Raw genomic sequence first — 21,225 nt, 5'->3', positions numbered from 1 at the left:
TTCATTATACTCAAGATTACTCCCCGGGGAAATGGGTTTTTCCAAGAACAGGTCAAAGACCCGGGGAGGGATAATCCTGGTGAGCTTAGGCCTATCCTGGCTTTTATCACGGGGGAGTATTTATTGTCTGTGTTTTTTTCTCGCAGGATTTTTAGAAAGTGTAACAGAGGTTACAGTTTTTTGTGGGGCAGGACTGCTATACTGACAGAGTCATTAATTCAGAGAAGAAAGGTAGGATATAAATATGTCTAAGACCATGGAACCGGCAATGTTTTGCTATCAGTGTCAGGAAGCCAGCCGAGGAACCGGATGCGAGATCATCGGCGTCTGCGGAAAGAATCCGGAAGTGGCCAAGCTCCAGGATCTCCTCATCTATACCCTGAAGGGCATCGCCCAGGCTGTGGTAAGAGGAGCTGTGGAGGTCAAGGCTCGCCAGGAGATGAACCATGAGGTGATCAACGCCCTCTTCATGACCATCACCAACGCAAACTTCGACGATGGCGCTTTGGAGGCGCAGATTCGGAAGATGCTGAGCTTCCGAGATGGTCTCACCGCGGAGCTTGCCGGCGTGAAGCTTTCCGATGCCGCCACCTTCACCGTGACGGACAAAGAGTCCATGCTGAAAAAAGCTGCCTCCGTGGGGGTTCTCGCCACGGCCAATGAAGATATCCGCTCCCTTCGAGAGCTGATTCTCTACGGACTGAAGGGAATGGCAGCCTATGCCCACCATGCGCTGAATATCGGACTGGAGGAAGAGTCCCTCTATGTCCACACCTATGAGGCACTGGCTGCCATGCTGGACAACACCCTGGGGGCAGACGAGCTGGTGGCCCTTACCCTGAAGACCGGAGAAGTGGGCGTCACCGCCATGGCCATGCTGGACAAGGCCAACACCTCCAGATTTGGAAATCCGGAAATCACCGAAGTGAACATCGGTGTGCGAAATAATCCCGCCATTTTGATCTCCGGGCATGATCTGACGGATCTCATGCAGCTTCTGGAGCAGACCGAAGGCACCGGCGTGGATGTCTACACCCACAGCGAAATGCTTCCGGCCCACTACTACCCGGCTTTCAAAAAGTTTACACACTTTGTGGGCAACTACGGCAATGCCTGGTGGAAACAGGTGGAAGAGTTTGAAAGCTTCCGTGGACCCGTTCTCTTCACCACCAACTGTCTGGTTCCCCCCAGAAATGAAGCGCTGAAGAGCCGCATCTTTACCACCGGAGCCTCAGGGTTCCCCGGATGCACCCACATCGAAGGGGATGAAAACGGCAAGAAGGATTTCTCGGCCATCATCGCCCTGGCCAAGACCTTGGAAGCTCCCCAGGAAATCGAAACGGGAAAGATCGTGGGCGGCTTTGCCCATGCCCAGGTCCTAGCCCTGGCCGATCAGGTGGTGGAAGCCGTGAAGACCGGCGCCATTAAGAAGTTTGTCGTCATGGCCGGCTGCGATGGCCGCATGAACAGCCGAAGCTACTACACGGAGTTTGCCCAGAATATGCCCCAGGATTCGGTGATTCTCACGGCCGGCTGCGCCAAGTACCGTTACAATAAGCTGAATCTCGGCGACATTGGCGGCATTCCCCGCGTTCTGGATGCAGGACAGTGCAATGACTCCTACTCCCTGGTGGTCATCGCTCTGAAGCTGAAGGAAGTCTTTGGCCTTGCGGATGTCAATGATCTCCCCATTGCCTACAATATTGCCTGGTACGAGCAAAAAGCCGTCATCGTGCTTCTGGCCCTCCTCTACCTGGGCGTCAAGAATATCCACCTGGGACCCACACTGCCGGCATTCCTTTCCCCCAACGTGGCCAACGTTCTGGTGGAAAAATTCGGCATCGGGACCATCGGAGAAGTGGACGAGGACATCAAGCTCTTCATGGCCTAAACGATTCACGATAAAGCAGATACCCCAGTTTTTGGGGTATCTTTTTTCATCACTGCCCAAAGTGGACCTTTTGTTGTATGATGGGGGAAGAGAAAAATGAGGTGTGAATACAGTGATCATATTAACCGCAGAAAATCTCGCCAAGAGCTTTGGCGAAAAGAAACTTTTTGAGGATGTGACCCTCACCATCGGCGATGGGGACAAAATTGGGATTATCGGCATCAACGGTACGGGGAAATCTACCCTGCTGAAAGTGCTGGCGGGGGTGGAACCTCCCGATGAGGGCCGGGTGCAGATTCCCAGCGGCATCCGGGTGGAAGTCCTGGCTCAGGAGCCGAAGTTCAATCCCGACCATACGGTGCTCATGCAGGTGTTCAGCGGCGACAATCCCTTGCTGAGAACCCTTCGGGCCTATGAAGAAGCCCTGAAGGAGACGGCGCAGCACCCGGAGGATCCAACGGTTCAGAAAAATCTTCTTCGCCTTTCCCAGGAGATGGATACGCTTCAGGCCTGGAACCTGGAAGCCGATGCCCGGCGGATCCTGACGAAACTGGGGATTACCGATTTTTCCAAAACCATGGGGGAACTTTCCGGGGGACAGCAAAAACGCGTGGCCATGGCCACGGCCCTCATCACCCCCAGTGACCTGCTTATTCTGGATGAGCCCACTAACCATATCGACAATGATACCGTGGCCTGGCTGGAAAAAGAGCTGGCCCAGCGCCGGGGTGCCCTTCTCATGGTGACCCATGACCGTTACTTCCTGGAGCGCGTGACTAACCGGATGCTGGAGATTCAGCGGGGACAGGTATATAGCTATGCGGTGAACTATTCCAAGTTTCTGGAGCTGAAGGCCCAGCGGGAGGAACTCCTGGAGCTGGCGGACAAAAAGCGAAAAAAGATCCTGGAGAAGGAGCTGGCCTGGATCCGCAAGGGGGCGAAAGCCCGCTCCACAAAGCAAAAGGCCCGCATTGACCGCTACGAGCGGCTGAAGGAGGAAGAGGGGCTCCAGGAAAAGAGTGAGCTGGAGATCAAAGCCCTGTCTTCCCGGCTGGGAAAGAAGGTCATGGATCTCGAACATCTGGAGAAGTCGTTCCCTGGGGAAGTGATTCTTAAAGACTTTAGCTATCAGGTGCAGAAGGATGACCGTATCGGCATCGTCGGCAGCAATGGCATGGGAAAGTCCACATTTCTGAAGATCCTGGCGGGGCTTTTGCCCCCAGACGGCGGGGTCCTCTCCGTGGGCGAAACGGTCCGCATCGGCTATCTCTCCCAGGAGTATGTCATTCCAGACGAAGGCATGCGGGTCATCGAGTTCATCCGGGAGGCAGCGGAAATCATCGAGACGGGAGAAGGGAAAGTTACGGCTTCGCAGATGCTGGAAACCTTCCTCTTTCCGCCCAGCGAGCAGTGGACCCCCATCCGGTCTTTGTCCGGCGGGGAGAAGCGGCGCCTCATGGTCCTTCGGATCCTCATGGAGAAACCCAATGTGCTGCTTCTGGATGAGCCCACCAATGATTTGGATATTGACACCTTGTCCATCCTGGAAGACTATCTGGAGGATTTCCCCGGGGCAGTGATCACCGTCTCCCATGACCGGTATTTCCTGGACCGGGTAGCGGAAAAGATTTTTGCCTTTGAAGGCGAGGGCAAGATTTCCATTTCCTTCGGGAACTATTCCGACTACGAGGAGCGAAAGAATCTCGAAGCGGAGCAGGAGGAAAGCGCCGGTAAAAAGACGGAAAAAAGTGAAGTTCCACCTCCCCGGGAAAAGGAAAAGAAACGGAAATTTTCCTTCAAAGAACAGCGGGAGTTTGATGGCATCGATGACCGCATTGCAGATCTGGAACGCCGAATCCAAGAGGTGGATGAAGCCCTCCAAACCCATGCCACGGATTTTCTCAAGCTGGAACAGCTGATGACGGAGAAAACGCTGCTGGAGAAGGAGCTGGAAGAAGCCATGGACCGCTGGACCTATCTGAATGAACTGGCCGAAGAGCTGGGCTTATTGTAGAGAGAAGGAAAACCTTCTCTTTTTTTATTCAGATTTTGGAGAAGAAAGGTTTAATTTTCGAAGAAAGGGACCTTGACAGCTATATCGGGAGGCGTTATAGTAAGTGTATCGGAAGCCGTTATAACGGAACTGGATGTATCGGAGGTGGAAATATGGCAAATACAGAAAATGTGGCGCTGACCGAGGGGGTCTATTATATTCTCTTGTCACTCCTGGAACCGCTCCATGGGTACGGGATCATGCAGAAGGTGGAGGGACTCAGCCAGGGAAGAGTGGTTCTGGCGGCAGGTACCCTCTATGGGGCCTTGAGCTCGCTGACGGAAAAAGGGTGGATTCAAGCGCTGGAGGAAAACTCCGGGCGAAAGAAGGAATACTGCATCACGGATGAGGGAAAAGAGAAAGTCCGGCGGGAGATTCAGCGCCTGGAGGAACTGCTGCATAACGGAAAAATGATGATGGGAGGGGACAATCATGACGCATAAAAAATATCGGGCATTTTTTGCCTGGGAACATGAGCGGGAGGAAAAGTGGCTGGATACCCAGTCGGATAAAGGGCTGCAGCTGATCCGGGGAGGGGGTATCTCCTATGTGTTTGAGGAAGGCACACCGGGAGAGTACGCTTACAAAATTCTCCTTCTCGATGAACTTCCCACCCACAGCAAAAGCCGGGATTTTCTCCGTTTCTTGGAGGAAACTGGGGTAGAAGTGGTGGGCTCCTATATGCGGTGGGTCTATCTTCGCCGCAGACGAGCCGAGGGACCTTTTGAAATCTACAGCGATGTGGACTCTAAAATCCTTCATCTGAAGAAGATCCGAACCCTGCTTTTGGGTCTCCTTCCCCTAGAAGCGGCGGCATTCCTCGGCAATGCCGGCATCGGACTCCATGGATCCCCGGGCAACTTCCTGCTGTCTCTTCTTTTAGGCTTCATCCTGGTCATGATCATCACCCATTCCCTGCAGATCACCGGAAAACTGAAAGACCTGGCTCAGGAACGGGTTATTCATGAATAGCGCACGAACAAACGAATAAAAGAACGCAAAAAAAAATGAGGATCGCGATGATCCTCATTTTTCAATGAAAAGTCCTACTCTTCAGTTTTGGTCGTCAGGTTGAACTTCTTGTTGAAGCGATCTACTCTACCACCAACATCAACAATCTTCTGCTTACCAGTGAAGAATGGATGGCACTGGGAGCATATTTCCACTTTCAGTTCGGGCTTGACGGATCCGGTTACGAATGTGTTTCCACATGCACACTTTACAACGGCATCGTCGTTGTACTTTGGATGTATGCCTTCTTTCATTTATTTCACCTCAATTTCATGGTTTTTTAACTACTCAATTCTATCATTACAAACCGCCACCGTCAAGAATAATATGGAATACCCGGGGGTGAGATGCTATAATTAGTAGGGATTATTGAAGTATAGGAGTAGGAACATGAGCAAATTATATTTTCGATACGGGGCAATGAATTCCGGAAAGTCCACCAACCTCATGCAGGTGGCATACAACTATGAGGAACGGGGCATGAAGGTGAAGATTTTCAAACCCCAGGTGGATGCCAAGGGCGGAACCAAGCTGGTTTCCCGGCTGGGGGTTGTCCGGGAAGCGGACTATGCTGTTCGGGAAGAGGATGATCTCTATGCCATTACGGAAAAATGGATTCAGCAGGAAGGGACCATTCACTGCATTCTTGTGGATGAGGTGCAGTTTCTCAAAGCCAAACATATCGATGAGCTCCTGAAAGTCGCCGTGACGCTGAAAGTGCCGGTGATCTGCTACGGTCTGCGGACGGACTTTCTCATGAACGGCTTTGAGGGCAGTGCAAGGCTTTTGCTCCTGGCCCACAGCATTGAAGAGCTCAAGACCATCTGCACCTGCGGACGAAAAGCCCTGCTCAACGGACGGAAGATCAATGGAGAATTTGTCTTCGAGGGAGCTCAGGTGGCCATTGATCTCGTGGATCAGGTGGAATATCAGTCCCTTTGCGCTGACTGCTACTTTAAGTATAAGAAAAAAGATGAAGAACGAAAACGAATGAATAAGGATTTGGTGAAGGCATGAAAGAAACGACCGTAGGCGGGCAGGCCGTCATTGAAGGGGTCATGATGCGGGGGAAAAAAGGAATTTCCACCGCCGTGCGAAACCCCTTGGGAGACATTGTGGTTCATCACGATGTCCTGACGCCCTTGTCCCAGCGGCATAAAGCGTATCGGCTTCCCCTGATCCGCGGGGCTGTGGCCCTGGTGGATTCGATGCGGATCGGGATCCGAAGCCTCAACTGGTCGGCTTCGGTCTTTGGTGCCGATGAGGAACCGACAAAACTGGAGAAGATGCTCCGGGATAAATTTGGCGAAAAAGGCGAAAAAATGGTGGAAACTCTGACCCTCCTGTTCAGTTTGGGACTCAGCATCCTCATTTTCTTTGTGCTGCCCACCCTGATTACCGGAGTGCTGAAAAATTACGGGCTGCCGCCTTTAGCCCTGAATACGGTGGAAGCCCTTCTTCGGCTGACGATTTTCATTGGATACCTCTATGGGATCAGCCAGCTGAAAGACATTTACCGGGTGTTCCAGTACCATGGCGCAGAGCATAAGGCCATCGTATGCTATGAAATGGACATGCCCCTCACGGTGGAAAATGTCAAGACCTGCTCCCGCTTCCATGAGCGCTGTGGAACCAACTTCATGTTCCTCGTCATGGCGGTGAGCATTCTGGTCTTTTCCTTCACCGGATGGTCTCACCCGCTTCTTCGGGTGGTGCTGAGGATTCTCCTTCTTCCGGTGATCTCGGGAATTACCTATGAGATTCTCCGCTGGCTGGGAAGGACCAAAGGGCCCATCCAGCGCGTGGTGGCCTATCCGGGGATGATGCTCCAAAGGCTCACCACCAAGGAGCCCCTGCCGGAGATGCTGGAGGTGTCCATCCGGGCACTGAAGGAAGCGGAAGGACTGATGGACGATGAAAATTAAAGCTGCCCTGGATGAAGCCAGTCTTCAGCTTCAGAAGGTTTCCGACACGGCCCGGCTGGATGCCCGGGTACTCATGAAAAATGTTCTGGGTCTGTCGGATTTGGAACTTCTCACCCGGTGGGAGGAAGAACTCTCCAAGGACGAGGAGCACCGTTTCCGGAACCTTTGGAAAGAGCGTCAGTCTGGGAAGCCCGTGGCCTATATTCTAGGCTTTAAAGAGTTCATGGGGATGACCTTTAGGGTCACAGAAAACACCCTGATTCCCCGGCCGGATTCCGAAATCGTCGTGGAGGAAGCCTTGAGGCTCATCCGGGAAAAGCACTACGAGACGGTGCTGGATCTTTGTTGCGGGTCTGGAGCCCTGGGGCTTTCCATCGCCCGAATCTTGGAATTTACAAATGTGACACTTTCTGATATAAATAAAGAAGCTCTAAAGGTCACGGGGGAAAATGCCCGGAACCTGGGGGTGGAAAGCCGGGTCCAGTGTGTGGAGTCTGATCTCTTTCTGCACCTTCCCCAGCGCTTTGACCTCATTATCAGCAATCCGCCGTACATCAGTGCCGCGGACATGGAAGAGCTGCCCCGTTCGGTGAAGGCCTTTGAGCCGGAACTGGCTCTTTACGGCGGCACGTCCGGGCTGGATTTTTACCAGAGCATCACCGCCAGCGCCCGGGAGCATCTCCAGGAGGGCGGAGCGGTGGTTTTCGAAATCGGATATGATCAACGCCACGAGGTGGAGAAAATGCTGACAAACCACGGATTTGGAGAAATAAAAACCATCAAAGACCTGTCCGGAAAGGACCGGGCAGTGAGTGCTGTCCTGCTTCCTGAAACTTAGCGTTCTGGTGGGATTTTTCAGGATCAAAAAAGCAAGGAGAGAAAAGAAATGCTGGAACGATTAGGATTTATCGAAGGAAAATATGAAGAACTCACCATGAGAATCAGTGACCCTGCGGTCATTGCCAATCAGGAAATGTGGCAGAAGCTGGTGAAGGAACATTCTGAGCTTCAGGTCATTGTGGGGAAATACCTGGAATACAAGAAGCTGAAGGAAGACCTTCAGGCCAATATGGATATGCTTCAGCTGGAAGACGATACCGAAATGCGCGAGATGATCAATGAGGATGTGCGCAGTATCAAGGCCCAAATGGAAAACATCGAGGCGGAGCTGCAGATCATGCTGCTGCCCAAGGATCCCAATGACGAAAAGAACGTATTTGTGGAAATCCGCGGCGGTGCCGGCGGCGATGAAGCAGCGCTCTTTGCCTATAATCTTTTCCGCATGTATTCCAAGTATGCGGAATCCCAGCGATGGAAAGTGGAAATCATGAGTCTCAATGAGACAGATATCGGCGGATTCAAGGAAGTGGTCTTCATGGTCAAGGGCCAGGGAGTTTATTCCAAGATGAAGTATGAGTCAGGGGTACACCGGGTGCAGCGCGTTCCGGATACGGAAAGCTCAGGACGGATCCATACCTCCACCGCCACGGTGGCTGTACTGCCCGAAGTGGATGAGGTGGATGTGGAAATCAACCCCAATGATTTGAGGATTGACGTGTACCGTTCCTCCGGAAACGGCGGACAGTCCGTCAATACTACGGACTCGGCGGTCCGGGTCACGCACTTGCCCAGCGGGCTGGTTGTGGCCGTGCAGGATGAGAAATCCCAGCTGAAAAACAAGGAAAAGGCCATCAAGATTCTCCGTTCCCGGCTGTATGAAATTGCAGAGCAGGAACGAAGCCAGAATATTGCCGATGAGCGAAAAAGCCAGGTGGGCACCGGGGACCGTTCGGAGCGAATCCGAACCTATAACTATCCCCAGGGCCGCGTGACGGACCATCGGATCAACCTCACCCTGTACAAGCTGGAATCCTTCCTCAATGGTGATCTGGACGAGATGTTCGATTCCCTCATCCGCTATGACCAGGCGGAAAAACTCAAAGCCATGGGTAACCGAAATAACTAGGGATTGGGGGGACAGTTTGTTAACTGTCCCCATTTTTGGAGAGAAAAATGGAGACGATCAAGGTACAGTTTACGGGTAGAATTGAAGAAGAAGCCATCCTACTGGCGGCAAAGTGTCTAAGGCAGGGAGGCCTCGTGGCCTTTCCCACGGAGACGGTCTATGGCCTGGGGGCGGATGCCCTGAACAAAGAGGCCGTGGCGGGAATATTCCGGGCGAAGGGAAGACCCCAGGATAATCCCCTGATCATCCATGTGGCGGATTGGAACCTGGAGCCCTATGTGACCCATGTGCCGGAAAAGGCCAAGGCCCTCATGGAGCGATTCTGGCCGGGACCCCTGACGGTGATCTTGCCCAAGACGTCCCTCGTCCCCGAGGAAACCAGCGCAGGGCTCTCCAGTGTGGGGGTCCGTATGCCTGCCAATGAAACGGCCCGCCGAATCATTGCAGCGCTGGGTCATCCCGTGGCGGCTCCATCGGCCAATCTTTCGGGAAAACCCAGTCCCACGAATTTTGACCGCTGTGTGGAGGATTTGGACGGGAAGGTGGATATGATTTTGGGCGATGGGCAAAGCATTGTGGGGCTGGAGTCCACCATCGTGGATTACAGCATCGATCCCCCCAGGCTCCTTCGGCCAGGTTTTGTCACCTATGAGGAGCTCCTGGAGGTGGATGGGCGAATCCTCTATGAGGAAGCCCTGACCCGGGTGGGGGAAAAAGAAGCACCCCGGGCACCGGGGATGAAGTACCGGCATTATGCACCCAAAGCGCCCTTAACGGTCATTGTGGGCAGTCCTGAAAAACGGGAAGAGGAAATGGAGCGCAGAATCACCGAGGCTGTGGAGCAGGGAAAACGCGTGGGCGTACTGGCCGCGCGGGAGCAGGAAGCAGCCTATGCCCTTAAAGGGGTAGAGTTTCAGTCCTACGGCAGCGCAAAGAATCCGGCGGAGATTGCCCGGAATCTCTTTGAAGCGCTGCGCCGTTTTGATGATTTAGAGGTGGAGCTGATCTATGCCGAAGGCATCGACGAATCCGGTGTGGGCCGGGCGGTGATGAACCGCCTGAAAAAGGCTGCAGGATACCGACTCATTGAGGTGTGAAATGAAAATTCTTTTTGTATGCACAGGAAATACTTGCCGAAGTCCCATGGCTGAGGTAATCTTTAATGAGACTTTTCACCAGGCCAAGGCAGAATCCCGAGGACTCTATATTCAGCGGGGAAGCCGCATCGCCAAAGAGGCTCAGCGGGTCTTAGCCCGGGAGTACGGGTATGTGGTGGACCGGGAAGCGGAAGAGCTCCTGGAGGTGGATGTGGCCGACGCCGACTACATCATCACCATGACAGAGGCCCAGAAGCGGGAACTGGTCCGGCGCTATGGCCATGAACGGATCCATACGCTGAAGGAAATTGCGGGGGAAAAGGGCGATGTGCCGGATCCCTACGGCATGGACGAGGATGAGTATGTGAAAACTTTCAGCGAGCTTCGGCGTCTCATCCAGAAAATCGAAGAATTTGAACAGTACAGGAGGTAGGACATGAAAATTGCACTGGGTTGTGATCACGGCGGATTGAACCTGAAGGAACTGATCCGGGAACACTTGGAGAAAAAGGGGATCGAGGTGAAAGACTTCGGTACCTACACCACCGCATCCTGCGATTATCCGGATATTTCGGAGAAGGTGGGCGTAGAGGTCCGGGATGGGCATTTCGATTTTGGAATCCTCATTTGCGGCACAGGCATCGGCATCGGCATTGCCGCCAACAAAATCCCAGGGGTGCGGGCAGCCCTGTGCCATGACACCTTCAGTGCCCACGCCACCCGTCAGCACAATAACGCCAACATCCTGACCATGGGAGAGCGCGTTGTGGGACCGTCTCTGGCCCTGGACATCGTGGATACGTTCCTCGGCGCTTCCTTTGAAGGGGGAAGACACCAGACACGCATTGACAAGATTACACAGTTGGAAGAAAAATATCAGCGATAATCCCTAAGGAGGAGAACAAATGAGCAGAGTAACAGAAATCAACCACCCATTAGTACTGCACAAGCTGGCCATTATCCGGGACAAGAACACCGGATCCAAAGAATTCCGTGAGGTCGTGGAAGAAATTTCTACCCTCATCGCCTATGAGGTCACCCGGGATCTGGCCATGGAAGATGTGGAGATTGAAACTCCCGTGGGCATTGCCAAGTGCAAAACCATCACCGGCAAGAAACTGGCCATCGTTCCCATCCTCCGCGCCGGCATCGGCATGGTGGACGGCATGCTGAAACTGGTTCCTGCTGCCAAGGTGGGCCATATCGGTCTCTATCGTGATGAGAGCACACTGCAGCCCGTGGAGTACTTCTGTAAGCTGCCGAAGGATATTGAGGAGCGCGATGTCATCGTGGTGGATCCTATGCTGGCCACCGGCGGATCGGCCATCGACGCCATCTCCATGCTGAAGAAGCAGGGAGCCAAGTCCATCAAGTTTGTGGGACTGGTGGCTGCACCGGAAGGCATTAAGGCCCTCACGACGAAACACCCCGATGTGGATATCTTCATCGCGGCCATCGATGAGAAGCTCAATGAGCACGGCTATATCGTTCCCGGTCTGGGCGATGCCGGCGACCGTTTGTTCGGAACCAAGTAAAGAAATTACGCCGCAGCTTCTGCTGCGGCGTTTCTTTGTTTAAAAAGTGGCAAAAAATGGCTGATGAAACGGGGGAAGTCCGGGGAGAACGGGTTCTTGGACCAGGGTTATCGATAAGAATATCACAAAAGGAGCGGTTTTCACCGCTCCTTTTCTTCGATCAGGGCACCTCTCAGAATAAGGAGAAAATGCTTTCGGGCCAGTTCCCGGATATTAAAGCGACCTTCATGGAGACACCAATGGAAGATGACCCCTCGGGCCGTCATGAAAAGCTGGTCCACCAGGTCATCGGAGCTTTCCATGAACTCGGGAGAAACCTTGACTTGACGCCGGCGAAGGATGGTTTTCAACACCTCCTGCATGGGGCGGTGGGGCATGACAAAGTATCGGTTGGATGTGGTATAAAGATGCTTGATAAAATTCAGATCCTGGGCGCTGACAAAGCTGATGTAGTAGTCCATATAGTCCAGGATGAGGGGAAGGGTCTCCTGGCCTTCCTGGTCCACCTGCTCGAAGCGGGTGAAGTCCATATCTGCCCGGCGGAAGTTCTCATAGATGATGGCTTCTTTGCTGTCAAAGTAGTTATAGAAGGAGCCCACGGAGACGCCGGCTTCCTTGCAGATGGAAGCAATGGTCACTTCGTCCAGGGATTTTTCGGTGAATTTGCGCAGGGCCACTTCATAGATCCGGTTTTTCGTCTCCAGGGACTGGAGCTGTCTTGAATTCAGTTTGTCACTCACGTTTTCCATGCCTCCTGTGTCTGTTCCTAGTCTCATTATACTCGAAGATTTCAAAGGATCAAAAACGATAAAAATTTCACAAAATATATTGATAATCTTCTAACAATATGGCATAATAAGTTCATTGGGTGAACGTATTCATTGAACGTGTTTACTAAAATTTAATCTTAGGGGGAAAATATGAAGAAGAGAGGAAAATTTCTGGCGGCAGCCTTAGCGGTGCTCCTCACCGTATCCTTGGCCGCATGTCAGAAGAAAGCAAACACCACACCAGAAACACCAGCCGAAAGCAGTATCTTCACACCCGGAACCTATGAGGGGAAAGCCAATGGATTCCATGGGGAGATCAAGCTCACCGTCACCGTGGATGCCACAAAAATTGTGGACATCAAGGCAGTACATACGGAAACCCAGGGCCTCGGCGACATGGCTGTGGAAGACCTCATTGCGCAAGCGAAGGAAAAAAGCTCACTGGCACTGGATCTCATGAGCGGAGCCACTTACTCGTCCAACGGTTTTATGGCCGCACTGGAAGATGCCCTGAAAAAAGCCGGTGCTGACATCGAGAAGCTGAAGGTCAAGGGCGAGGACGAGCAGTCCGCACAAAAGGACATCGTTTTGGATACCGAAGTGGCCATCATCGGAGCCGGTGGAGCCGGACTTGCCGCAGCCGTATCCGCCCATCAGAATGGCGCCAAAGTCGTCGTGGTGGAAAAGATGCCCAATGTGGGCGGCAATACCATCATCTCGGGTTCCGCCTACAATGCCGTGGATGAGAAACGTCAGTCCGCCATGGGCATTGAAGACTCCATTGAGAAGCACTACACTCAAACCTACGAGGGCGGAGACAAGCAGGGAGATCCCGCGCTGATCCGTGTCCTGGTGGAAAATGCCTATCCCACCATCGAGTGGCTGGAATCCCTGGGTATGAAGTTCAAGGATACCGTATTTACCGTTCTTGGCGGTCTCTGGCCGAGAGCCCATAAGCCCGTGGAACCCCTGGGCACCGGTTACATCAATACCTACATGAACTACATCAATCAGCATCAGGATGAAATCAAGATTCTGACGGAAACCGAAGCCAAAACCCTGATTCAGAACACCGAAGGTCGCGTCGTGGGCTTTGAGGCCCAGGGCAAGAATGGAAAAGTCACCGTCAATGCCTCTAAGGGTGTCATCATCGCCAGCGGCGGATTCGGGGCAAACATTGCCATGCGCGACAAGTACAACACTCTTTGGCCGACGCTGACCAACATCAAGACCACCAACCACAAGGGAGCCACGGGAGATGGTATCGTCATGGCGGAAGCCATCAATGCCGACATCATCCAGATGGAGAACATCCAGCTTCTTCCCATGGGTGATCCCATCACCGGAAGCCTCAGCGGAAACATTGAGCAGGGCGTGGAAAACCGTATATTCGTCAATGCCGCTGGTAACCGTTTTGTGGATGAAGGCGCTAGGCGAGATGTTATGACCAAGGCTCTCATGGCCCAGACCGACGCCATGATGTGGGTCATCGTGGATCAGCATTCCTATCCCACGGGAGATACTGTGAACAACTTCAACGAGTCCATCGATTCTCTGGTGGAGCAGGGCAGAGCCTATAAAGCAGATACCCTGGAAGACCTGGCCAAGCAGATCGGCGTGGATCCCCAGAACCTGGTGAAGGCTGTGGAAGCCTTCAATGCCTCTGTGGACAGCAAAGTGGATGAGTTCGGACGAACCCTCTTCAAAGATAAGCTGGATACCGCACCGTTCTATGCCGGTAAGCGTGTCCCCACGGTTCATCACACCATGGGCGGCATTAAGATCACCACGGAAACCCGTGTTGTGGACAAAAATGGCGTGGTCATCCCCGGACTCTTCGCCGCAGGCGAAGTCACCGGCGGAATTCACGGCACCAATCGTCTGGGCGGAAACGCACTGGCGGATGTAAATACCTTCGGACGTATTGCGGGAGCAACAGCAGCCAAAGGAAACTAGTATCCTTCCCTCATTTGTTTTACGGAAGCTTCCTGTGGAGGTGGTGAAAACCCCTCCCCAGGAAGCTTTTCCGATATGGAGAAACCTCGTTGTTGTCATCCAAAGAAAGCCTGATAAATATCGGGAATCAAAAAAAGTGCCTGGAATTGTCATCATTCCAGGCACATTTCATCGCATTAATAAATTATTTCAGGACATCCCCATAGGAAGGGTTTTTCTTGAATTCTGCAGCGGCGAAAGGGCACAGAGGAAGAATCTTTACGCCTTCTTTCCGGGCTTCTTCGACGAGCTTTTGAACCATCTGATTGCCGATTCTTTGTCCTTTATAAGAAGGGTCCACTTCCGTATGATCAGCGATCCACAGCGTGGGGGATGGGGAAAATGTGACTTCACCGATGACCTTTTGGTGATCATAGGCGACGACTCTTTTGTTCTCGAGCTCCATGACAAATTGAATCATACTAGCCTCCATGAGTTTATTTCAGTTTATACTTCAGGGCGCCTGAAGGGCAGGTATCAATGACCTCCTGAATATTGGCATGCTCTCCGGTTCCCAACATGATCCAGGGGCGTCGATTTACATTAAAAACTTCGCTGTTTCCTTTGACGCAGTTCCCGGCATGCTCACAGATCGAAGCATTCCAATAGACGGTAATATCAGCGTTCTCGTAAGCCTTGTAGCCTTTTTGGGTTAAGTTTTCTGTCGTTTGATTCATCTTTAGCCCTCCCTCGTTGCTTCATTCTTAGTATTAATTTACTATAGCACTAATTCGTACAATTGCAATGAGGTTAGAGGAAAGAGGATTTTCTACGACTATGTTTTAAGATAGTGTTGAAATTTGGGGATTTTAGAAAGGATCCATCAAATCCAATGATTTATCAATGCTGATGAAAAAAATCAAGCTTTCTGGATAATATATCTTACAATTTTGCTGATTTCTAACCATTTTTCATAGTCCGAATCTATCTCCATATCAGATTTGCAAAGGACTGCACTTCGATTAAAATCCTCATGCAGTCTAAGAATTTTTAACGCGTTTTTCAGTTTGTCATCCATGATATTTCGATGATGTTCAAAAATGCATGTAAGAACTTCCGACAATTTATCAAAATATTTTTGTTCTATCCATCGTGAATTATCATCACGATCCATGAACAAGGTAGAATCTTCTTCTGATGGACATAATCCAAAAGCAGCAGAGGTGTTTTTATTAATTCTGAAACTCAATAAACTTTAGAAATAGAATCATATAAATGCGATTGATAACTTTATGATATTAATTTTTCCATAAATGCGATAGTGCTAAGCAGGATGAAACCTCCGCAAACAAATGAGTTTAGAACTTTCCTCTTTCCTGTTACGGAGAATTAATGGTCAATTAGTCTAATAGCTGTAAACGATTTATATATTATCTATTGTATGATATAATGTGAAAGAGTATTATTTTTTTGGAGGTATATGCATGAAAATTAGACTGTGTATTTTATTGTTGTTTGTTTTGGGGATGTTTTATCAAGGAATTGAGGTAAAAGCTGATGATAAACTTCAGAATGATGGATATGAAAAATACAATGTCTCACCAAATGCATTGGAATTTTTACAAAACAAAGAGAAGGCTACTTTAATTATTGATTTATTTATATCAACAGAAGCTTATCAACCAAATTTGATTGGTATACACGATGAAGTTTAATAATAAACACAATGCAAACAAAGCATTGATAATAATATTAATACTAGTTTCGCTGCTTTCTTCAGTATCGTTATTTACCGTGCGGGCAAAGGTGAGGTGGATTGAGAAAGATTTGTACAGAGTTTATGTAGCAAGTTTGACTACAATGTTGGAGTCTAAAGATCCTGAACAGTCCATATCCTATGCCATTAGCTCATTAGATCTTTATTACTCTTCTAAATCATATTTCAAACTAACGACGGAAGAGATAAGCACTAGAGATTTTATGAGAAATTTATTGTTCGGGATTCAAACAATAAAAAGAAGGGATCTTGATGATACTTTCTTAAATGAAGATTGGAGTATAATATACAATGCTTTATACGAAAAAATAGAAGAAAAGGGTGTCTTTGATTATCGTGATCTCGCAAGTGTTTACGATGAACTGCGAAATGAGAATTTAAGGTTTTTATTTTCAAATTCGTTTTTTGGCCTTTAATATTCAAAGTCATTGCACTAGCCTATGGAGGGCTATCCTACGCAAAGTATCTGGAAGCAAGTAAGTTCAAATGGGATGTTTTTTGTGGAGGATTTTGTGGTATTCTAAAGGTGAAATAAACTTTCTTCAGCGCAAACAGAACAAGCTCATTTCTCTTGTCAAAGAAATGCAACTTGTTCGGGGGCTCGTATTCCGTTTTTGGGATGGCAGCTGTGCATCGTTAGTTTATTATAGGACACTTGGCCGCAAGGTCACATTTTCTGGATGGATGCGCACCAAACCCAGCTTTCGAACGATACCCGACAAAGTAACGGAGAGCTGATTAAAGGGCGCATCTTCTTTTTCATTTTCTATTCCACAACGCTTACTACTGTATCGAATTTTCTTCTTCAATTTAGATTGTGTGGATTCTTGATGCAATTTTAAAGAAAAAGCTTGAAATATAGCAGCCAAGACGATATACTAGATTTTGTCAGTTCAAATGCTGATGCTTGAAAGAAGAATCCGGAGGAGTACCCAAGTGGCCAAAGGGGGCAGACTGTAAATCTGTTGCAAGTTGCTTCAGTGGTTCGAATCCACTCTCCTCCACCATTTTTTCTTCAGAGCATCACCAAGATATTGACAAACAAAGTCGGCTGTTGTACTATGATATGGCAGTTGTACACAATAGGGAGGAGTACCCAAGTGGCCAAAGGGGGCAGACTGTAAATCTGTTGCAAGTTGCTTCAGTGGTTCGAATCCACTCTCCTCCACCATTTTTTCTTCAGAGCATCACCAAGATATTGACAAACAAAGTCGGCTGTTGTACTATGATATGGCAGTTGTACACAATAGGGAGGAGTACCCAAGTGGCCAAAGGGGGCAGACTGTAAATCTGTTGCAAGTTGCTTCAGTGGTTCGAATCCACTCTCCTCCACCAATAAAGACACAATTGTAATGATTGAGTCTTTTTTTATGGAAAAACTGAAAACTGAATACTCTTATCAAGAGAGGTGGAGGGAAAGGGCCCGATGAAACCCGGCAACCTGTAGCAATACGTGGTGCCAATTCCTGCGGCGGGAGCTGCAAGATAAGAGAGATGTGATTATTTGACACCTCTTCTTATCGTGAAGAGGTTTTTATTTTGCGTGTAATCAAGGAGGAAAGAAATGAGAAGACTTTTTACTTCAGAGTCGGTCACTGAGGGACATCCCGATAAGATTTGTGATCAGATCTCCGATGCCATACTGGACAGCATTCTGGCGGAGGACCCCATGGCCCGCGTGGCCTGTGAAACTGCAGTGACCACGGGTATGGTCATGGTGATGGGAGAGATTACCACCAGCTGCTATGTGGATATTCCCAAGGTGGTTCGCAAGACTGTCACAGAGATTGGTTATGTCCGAGCCAAGTACGGTTTCGATGCCCAGACCTGCGCAGTACTGACATCCATCGATGAGCAGTCTCCGGATATTGCCCAGGGTGTCAATGCTTCCCTGGAAACCCGTGAAGGGGACCATGATGCGCTGCTGCAGACTGGCGCTGGCGATCAGGGCATGATGTTTGGTTTTGCCACCAACGAGACGGAAGAATATATGCCCATGCCCATCAATCTGGCCCAGAAGCTGGCCCGAAGACTGGCAGAAGTGCGCAAGCAGCAGATTCTCACCTACCTGAGACCCGACGGCAAGACCCAGGTCACCGTGGAATACGACGAGAACGACCAGCCTTTGCGTGTGGATACCATTGTTGTCTCCACCCAGCACAGCTCCGAGGTCACCCAGGCGGAAATTCACCGCGACATCACGGAGCACGTGATTCAGGCCGTGATTCCGGAAGAGCTTATGGATGAAGCCACCAAAATCTACATCAACCCCACGGGCAAGTTCGAAGTGGGCGGACCCCAGGGAGACTCCGGTCTCACGGGCCGTAAGATCATCGTCGACACCTACGGCGGCTATGGCCGTCACGGCGGCGGCGCATTCTCCGGTAAGGATCCAACCAAGGTGGACCGTTCTGCGGCTTATGCTGCAAGATGGGTCGCCAAGAACCTGGTGGCTGCAGGAGCCGCAGACAAGCTGGAAATCCAGCTAAGCTATGCCATTGGCGTGGCAAAGCCCATCTCCATCGAAGTCTTCACCTTCGGCACCGAGAAGGTCTCCCATGACAAGATCATCGATATCGTGAAGAAGGTCTTCGATCTTCGTCCCGGAGCCATCATCCGGGATCTGGATCTGCGAAGACCCATCTATCGGCAGATTGCCGCCTATGGCCACTTCGGCCGAAATGATCTGGACCTTCCCTGGGAGCGTCTGGACAAGGTGGACATCATCAAGGAACTCTTGGGTTAAGCAAGAAATAAGGACGCGAAGGGGAAGTAAAATCCTCTTCGCGTCTTCTGATTTTCGAACATAAGTTGTTGATCAAAAGATGATATAATGAAGAAAAATCTGGGAGGGATCATCATGTATCAGCTGAAAGAAAACGCCCTAGTGGCGGTTGTGGATATGATTGAAGGGTTTATTAACTTTGGAGCGCTAGCTTCCCCGGATATTCAGGCCATTGTCTCCCCCATGGCGAAGTTTCTGGAAGAAGTAGAGGCGAGGACCGTCTTTCTGGTGGATTCCCATGACCCGGATTCCACGGAGTTCCAGGATTTTCCGCCCCACTGCATCACCGGCAGCGGGGAAGATCAGGTTATTGCGGAGCTTCAGCCCTTTGCCCAGCGGCAGTTTCGGAAAAACTCCGTCAATGCGTTTCAAGCCGAAGGGTTTCGCCGCTATCTGGAAGAAGAGGTCCCGGAGGTTTTGAACTACTACATCATCGGATGCTGCACGGATATCTGTGTGCTGAACCTGGCCCTTTCGTTAAAGACCCATCTCCATGAGCGGAATGCGAAAAAGGAAGTCTATGTCATCGAGGATCTGGTGGAAACCTTTGATCTGCCGGGGCATGACAAGAACGTGGAAGCCCAAGGGGCGCTCCGGATCCTCAAAACCAATGGCGTCAAAGTGATCTCCCTGGACAGCTTAAAGAAATAGGGGAGCAAAAAAAAGGACCTGTGCATGATGCGCAGGTCCTTCGTGATGTGGATGACTTTGTTAAGGCAGATCCACCAGCAGGATGAGATCGATGCTCTCATACCGGGGCGTATCAGTCTGGATGGTGGCGGAAAGATCCCGGACAATTACCTTGGCCTTGATGCCTTTATCCTCCACGAGGAAGGAGAGATCATCATAGCTTAAGACTTTCTTGCCGTCATTTTCGCCATAAGTGTCCAGGAAAGCCTGAAGCTCCTTGGCGATGGAGACTTCGAAGATGACCTGATCCTGATCCTTCAGCCGGATAATCTGGTCAGCGCTGCTTAAGGAAGCTTCGATTCCCGGTTTTTCTGAAGCAGCGGCCTGATAGGTGGCTAACGGGAAGTACAGATCATACCCGGCGATGTCGATGCCCTTATTGTTGGGCTCGGCATGGAGGTAGAGATAGCGCTGTCCCGGGAAGTAGTTGTCAGCGAAGGGGTCAAAGCCGAAGACTTTGTTAAAGTCCTGGAACTGGAAATCCTCCGGGAGATAACTCAGCTTTTCGAAGCCCCGCTCGGAGAAGTAGAGGACAATGCTGGAGATATCCCGCTTGTCGTCGGTGGAAACCTCTTTTCCGGGAACCACTTCTCCGGAAACCAGCATACTGTTCTTCTCCAAGAGCGCCGTGAGACGGGCGTTCTGGCTGTTGGCCGAGACATTGAAGGCGGAAAGGGGACCATACATGGAGAGCAACACAAAGACAGCCAGACTCATGGGGACGAAGGTATTCTTCAGCTGACGTCGTGCCACATAGTACCCCATGATGAGTGCTACCCAGATGCCCAGAAGCACTACAAAGTAGCGGGGCTCCGTGAAACCGTACTGGCGGATGCGGATGCCGATGGAGACAAACATCATGGCCAGAATGGGGAAGCTGATTCGCGGGAACCAGGTGCGGAAGAGCATCGCCACTTTATTCTCTTCCAGAATCGGGGTGATGAAGAAGATCACTGCGGCGGATAGGACGGAATACCAGAGAACAAGGTTGGATACCAGTCCCCGGGGCCAAACCTGAGTGAAGAGAATCTTGGCAAAATAGACATAAAGGATACCGGTATAAATGGTGATGAGGGGAATGACAATATAGAGCACCAGGACTTTCAGGCCTTTGGAGTATACGGAACCTTCAAAGGTTTCTTCCTCCTTGGGCAGTTTGGAGAGCAGCATAAGCATGCCGAAGACAAAGGCGGTAAAGAAGAAGACATACAGGTAGTACTTGGAGTCAATCTCCGCATCGAAAAGGGAATTGATGGTGAAGATGATGGCCGCGACACCCAGATAGAGAACCCCGGCATAGAGTACAGTGAGGAAGAAGCCAGAGAAGATGCGCATGACATACACTTCGTATTTTTCATTCCTGCGGATCTTCAGGGTGAAGAACACCGTCACCAGCAGGAAGAAAAGGGTGCCGGCATACCGCATGTAGTCCGTGGCATTCATGTCCTTCGTGAAGAAGAAGTAGTATGCGCCGAGAAGAACGGCATTGACGGGGATGAGAAGCAGTAAACCGCTGCCTCGCTTGGTGAAGCGCTCCACCAGATGTTTCAGGGAGACACTCAAGGGAAGACCTAACGCGAAGGTCATGCTGATCCGGGTGAGGGTTTCGTTCTCATAGTAGCCCCGGATATTCCGTTCGGAAAGGGTGATTAAAATGATCATGAGGGCGAAGGATAACAGCGCGGTAATGGGGTAACGGGCTGCACTTTCCCCGAGACCTGCGAATTGATCTTTGATTTTTCTGGTCAGTTTCATACGATGGGAGACGCCTTTTCGGCGTTCATCCCTTC

The 21,225-nt window shown here is 50.7% G+C and carries 23 protein-coding genes, 3 tRNA genes and 1 riboswitch; of the genes, 20 read left to right on the top strand and 6 right to left on the bottom strand.

The window, feature by feature from the left end; translation table 11 throughout:
* Positions 1-256 precede the first annotated feature (256 nt).
* The 4 genes from hcp to KCG48_RS10180 all read left to right on the top strand — a co-directional run bounded on the left by hcp (position 257) and on the right by KCG48_RS10180 (position 4,916).
* Entirely contained in the window at positions 257-1,891 is a 1,635-nt protein-coding gene (hcp, locus tag KCG48_RS10195) for a hydroxylamine reductase (protein ID WP_211802060.1), read from the top strand.
* Positions 1,892-2,003: 112 nt separating this feature from the next.
* On the top strand, positions 2,004-3,905 hold the full coding sequence (locus tag KCG48_RS10190) for an ABC-F family ATP-binding cassette domain-containing protein (RefSeq protein WP_211802011.1): 1,902 nt from the start codon (positions 2,004-2,006) through the stop codon (positions 3,903-3,905).
* A 152-nt stretch (positions 3,906-4,057) separates the two neighbouring features.
* Positions 4,058-4,387, top strand: coding sequence for a PadR family transcriptional regulator (locus KCG48_RS10185; protein WP_211802009.1), 330 nt, complete (start codon positions 4,058-4,060; stop codon positions 4,385-4,387).
* Positions 4,377-4,916 carry a DUF2812 domain-containing protein gene (locus KCG48_RS10180; protein ID WP_211802008.1) on the top strand — a complete coding sequence of 180 codons (540 nt, stop codon included), beginning with the start codon at positions 4,377-4,379 and terminating at the stop codon, positions 4,914-4,916. Before KCG48_RS10185 ends, KCG48_RS10180 begins: the two co-directional genes overlap by 11 nt.
* A 74-nt stretch (positions 4,917-4,990) precedes the next feature.
* Here the strand turns inward: KCG48_RS10180 and rpmE are convergent, their stop codons facing one another.
* On the bottom strand, positions 4,991-5,209 hold the full coding sequence (gene rpmE, locus KCG48_RS10175; RefSeq protein WP_211802006.1) for a 50S ribosomal protein L31: 219 nt from the start codon (positions 5,207-5,209) through the stop codon (positions 4,991-4,993).
* A 136-nt stretch (positions 5,210-5,345) separates the two neighbouring features.
* Here rpmE and KCG48_RS10170 point away from each other — a divergent pair, with 136 nt between their 5' ends.
* Genes KCG48_RS10170 through upp form a run of 8 tightly spaced genes read left to right on the top strand, consistent with a single transcriptional unit; the run spans position 5,346 to position 11,478 of the window.
* Positions 5,346-5,972, top strand: a complete 627-nt coding sequence (locus tag KCG48_RS10170) for a thymidine kinase (protein ID WP_211802004.1) — start codon at positions 5,346-5,348, stop codon at positions 5,970-5,972.
* Positions 5,969-6,880, top strand: a complete 912-nt coding sequence (locus KCG48_RS10165; RefSeq protein WP_211802002.1) for a DUF1385 domain-containing protein — start codon at positions 5,969-5,971, stop codon at positions 6,878-6,880. The genes KCG48_RS10170 and KCG48_RS10165 overlap by 4 nt, the downstream gene beginning before the upstream one ends.
* On the top strand, positions 6,870-7,718 hold the full coding sequence (prmC, locus tag KCG48_RS10160; RefSeq protein WP_211802000.1) for a peptide chain release factor N(5)-glutamine methyltransferase: 849 nt from the start codon (positions 6,870-6,872) through the stop codon (positions 7,716-7,718). The genes KCG48_RS10165 and prmC overlap by 11 nt, the downstream gene beginning before the upstream one ends.
* A gap of 48 nt (positions 7,719-7,766) precedes the next feature.
* Positions 7,767-8,846: a peptide chain release factor 1 gene (gene prfA / locus KCG48_RS10155; RefSeq protein ID WP_211801998.1), complete on the top strand. Its 1,080-nt coding sequence runs from the start codon at positions 7,767-7,769 to the stop codon at positions 8,844-8,846.
* 47 nt (positions 8,847-8,893) lie between these two features.
* The gene (locus tag KCG48_RS10150; RefSeq protein ID WP_211801996.1) at positions 8,894-9,943 is read left to right on the top strand and encodes an L-threonylcarbamoyladenylate synthase; all 1,050 of its coding nucleotides are present in this window, start codon (positions 8,894-8,896) and stop codon (positions 9,941-9,943) included.
* Position 9,944: 1 nt separating this feature from the next.
* Complete coding sequence (locus KCG48_RS10145) at positions 9,945-10,376, top strand: arsenate reductase/protein-tyrosine-phosphatase family protein (protein ID WP_269142439.1); 432 nt, start codon at positions 9,945-9,947, stop codon at positions 10,374-10,376.
* Between the two features lie 3 nt (positions 10,377-10,379).
* A complete protein-coding gene (rpiB, locus tag KCG48_RS10140; protein WP_211801992.1) occupies positions 10,380-10,829 on the top strand; it encodes a ribose 5-phosphate isomerase B in 450 nt (149 codons plus the stop codon).
* 19 nt (positions 10,830-10,848) lie between these two features.
* Entirely contained in the window at positions 10,849-11,478 is a 630-nt protein-coding gene (gene upp / locus KCG48_RS10135) for a uracil phosphoribosyltransferase (protein WP_211801990.1), read from the top strand.
* A gap of 140 nt (positions 11,479-11,618) precedes the next feature.
* Here upp and KCG48_RS10130 read toward each other — a convergent pair whose 3' ends face one another.
* A complete protein-coding gene (locus tag KCG48_RS10130; RefSeq protein ID WP_211801988.1) occupies positions 11,619-12,218 on the bottom strand; it encodes a TetR/AcrR family transcriptional regulator in 600 nt (199 codons plus the stop codon).
* Between the two features lie 180 nt (positions 12,219-12,398).
* Here KCG48_RS10130 and KCG48_RS10125 point away from each other — a divergent pair, with 180 nt between their 5' ends.
* Positions 12,399-14,204, top strand: a complete 1,806-nt coding sequence (locus KCG48_RS10125; RefSeq protein ID WP_211801979.1) for a flavocytochrome c — start codon at positions 12,399-12,401, stop codon at positions 14,202-14,204.
* A gap of 184 nt (positions 14,205-14,388) precedes the next feature.
* On the opposite strand, the gene KCG48_RS10120 is transcribed toward KCG48_RS10125, so the two are convergent.
* Both KCG48_RS10120 and KCG48_RS10115 read right to left on the bottom strand, forming a co-directional pair.
* The gene (locus KCG48_RS10120) at positions 14,389-14,664 is read right to left on the bottom strand and encodes a GNAT family N-acetyltransferase (protein ID WP_211801978.1); all 276 of its coding nucleotides are present in this window, start codon (positions 14,662-14,664) and stop codon (positions 14,389-14,391) included.
* Positions 14,665-14,680: 16 nt separating this feature from the next.
* Complete coding sequence (locus tag KCG48_RS10115; RefSeq protein WP_211801976.1) at positions 14,681-14,920, bottom strand: (4Fe-4S)-binding protein; 240 nt, start codon at positions 14,918-14,920, stop codon at positions 14,681-14,683.
* A 747-nt stretch (positions 14,921-15,667) separates the two neighbouring features.
* Here KCG48_RS10115 and KCG48_RS10110 point away from each other — a divergent pair.
* Together KCG48_RS10110 and KCG48_RS10105 are read left to right on the top strand one after the other, a co-directional pair.
* Positions 15,668-15,898 (top strand): hypothetical protein, encoded by a 231-nt coding sequence (locus KCG48_RS10110; protein ID WP_211801974.1) that lies wholly within the window; start codon positions 15,668-15,670, stop codon positions 15,896-15,898.
* Entirely contained in the window at positions 15,888-16,376 is a 489-nt protein-coding gene (locus KCG48_RS10105) for a hypothetical protein (protein ID WP_211801973.1), read from the top strand. Before KCG48_RS10110 ends, KCG48_RS10105 begins: the two co-directional genes overlap by 11 nt.
* Before the next feature lie 228 nt (positions 16,377-16,604).
* Here KCG48_RS10105 and KCG48_RS10100 read toward each other — a convergent pair whose 3' ends face one another.
* Positions 16,605-16,796: a hypothetical protein gene (locus KCG48_RS10100; protein ID WP_211801971.1), complete on the bottom strand. Its 192-nt coding sequence runs from the start codon at positions 16,794-16,796 to the stop codon at positions 16,605-16,607.
* A gap of 86 nt (positions 16,797-16,882) precedes the next feature.
* On the opposite strand from KCG48_RS10100, the gene KCG48_RS10095 reads away from it, so the two are divergent.
* The 5 genes from KCG48_RS10095 (at position 16,883) to KCG48_RS10075 (ending at position 19,396) form a co-directional block, all read left to right on the top strand.
* A tRNA-Tyr gene (locus KCG48_RS10095) sits at positions 16,883-16,967 on the top strand.
* A gap of 79 nt (positions 16,968-17,046) precedes the next feature.
* Positions 17,047-17,131 (top strand) — tRNA-Tyr (locus KCG48_RS10090).
* Between the two features lie 79 nt (positions 17,132-17,210).
* Positions 17,211-17,295, top strand: a tRNA-Tyr gene (locus KCG48_RS10085).
* Positions 17,296-17,353: 58 nt separating this feature from the next.
* A riboswitch (SAM riboswitch) is annotated at positions 17,354-17,452 on the top strand.
* A 72-nt stretch (positions 17,453-17,524) separates the two neighbouring features.
* Entirely contained in the window at positions 17,525-18,706 is a 1,182-nt protein-coding gene (metK, locus tag KCG48_RS10080) for a methionine adenosyltransferase (RefSeq protein WP_211801969.1), read from the top strand.
* Between the two features lie 114 nt (positions 18,707-18,820).
* Entirely contained in the window at positions 18,821-19,396 is a 576-nt protein-coding gene (locus tag KCG48_RS10075; RefSeq protein ID WP_211801967.1) for a cysteine hydrolase family protein, read from the top strand.
* A 60-nt stretch (positions 19,397-19,456) separates the two neighbouring features.
* Here KCG48_RS10075 and KCG48_RS10070 read toward each other — a convergent pair whose 3' ends face one another.
* The gene (locus KCG48_RS10070) at positions 19,457-21,190 is read right to left on the bottom strand and encodes a DUF4153 domain-containing protein (RefSeq protein ID WP_211801965.1); all 1,734 of its coding nucleotides are present in this window, start codon (positions 21,188-21,190) and stop codon (positions 19,457-19,459) included.
* Positions 21,191-21,225: the final 35 nt, after the last annotated feature.

It is taken from the genome of Proteiniclasticum sediminis, assembly GCF_018128025.1.
Classification (GTDB): domain Bacteria; phylum Bacillota; class Clostridia; order Clostridiales; family Clostridiaceae; genus Proteiniclasticum; species Proteiniclasticum sediminis.
This window is presented reverse-complemented; position numbering and strand designations above follow the sequence as displayed.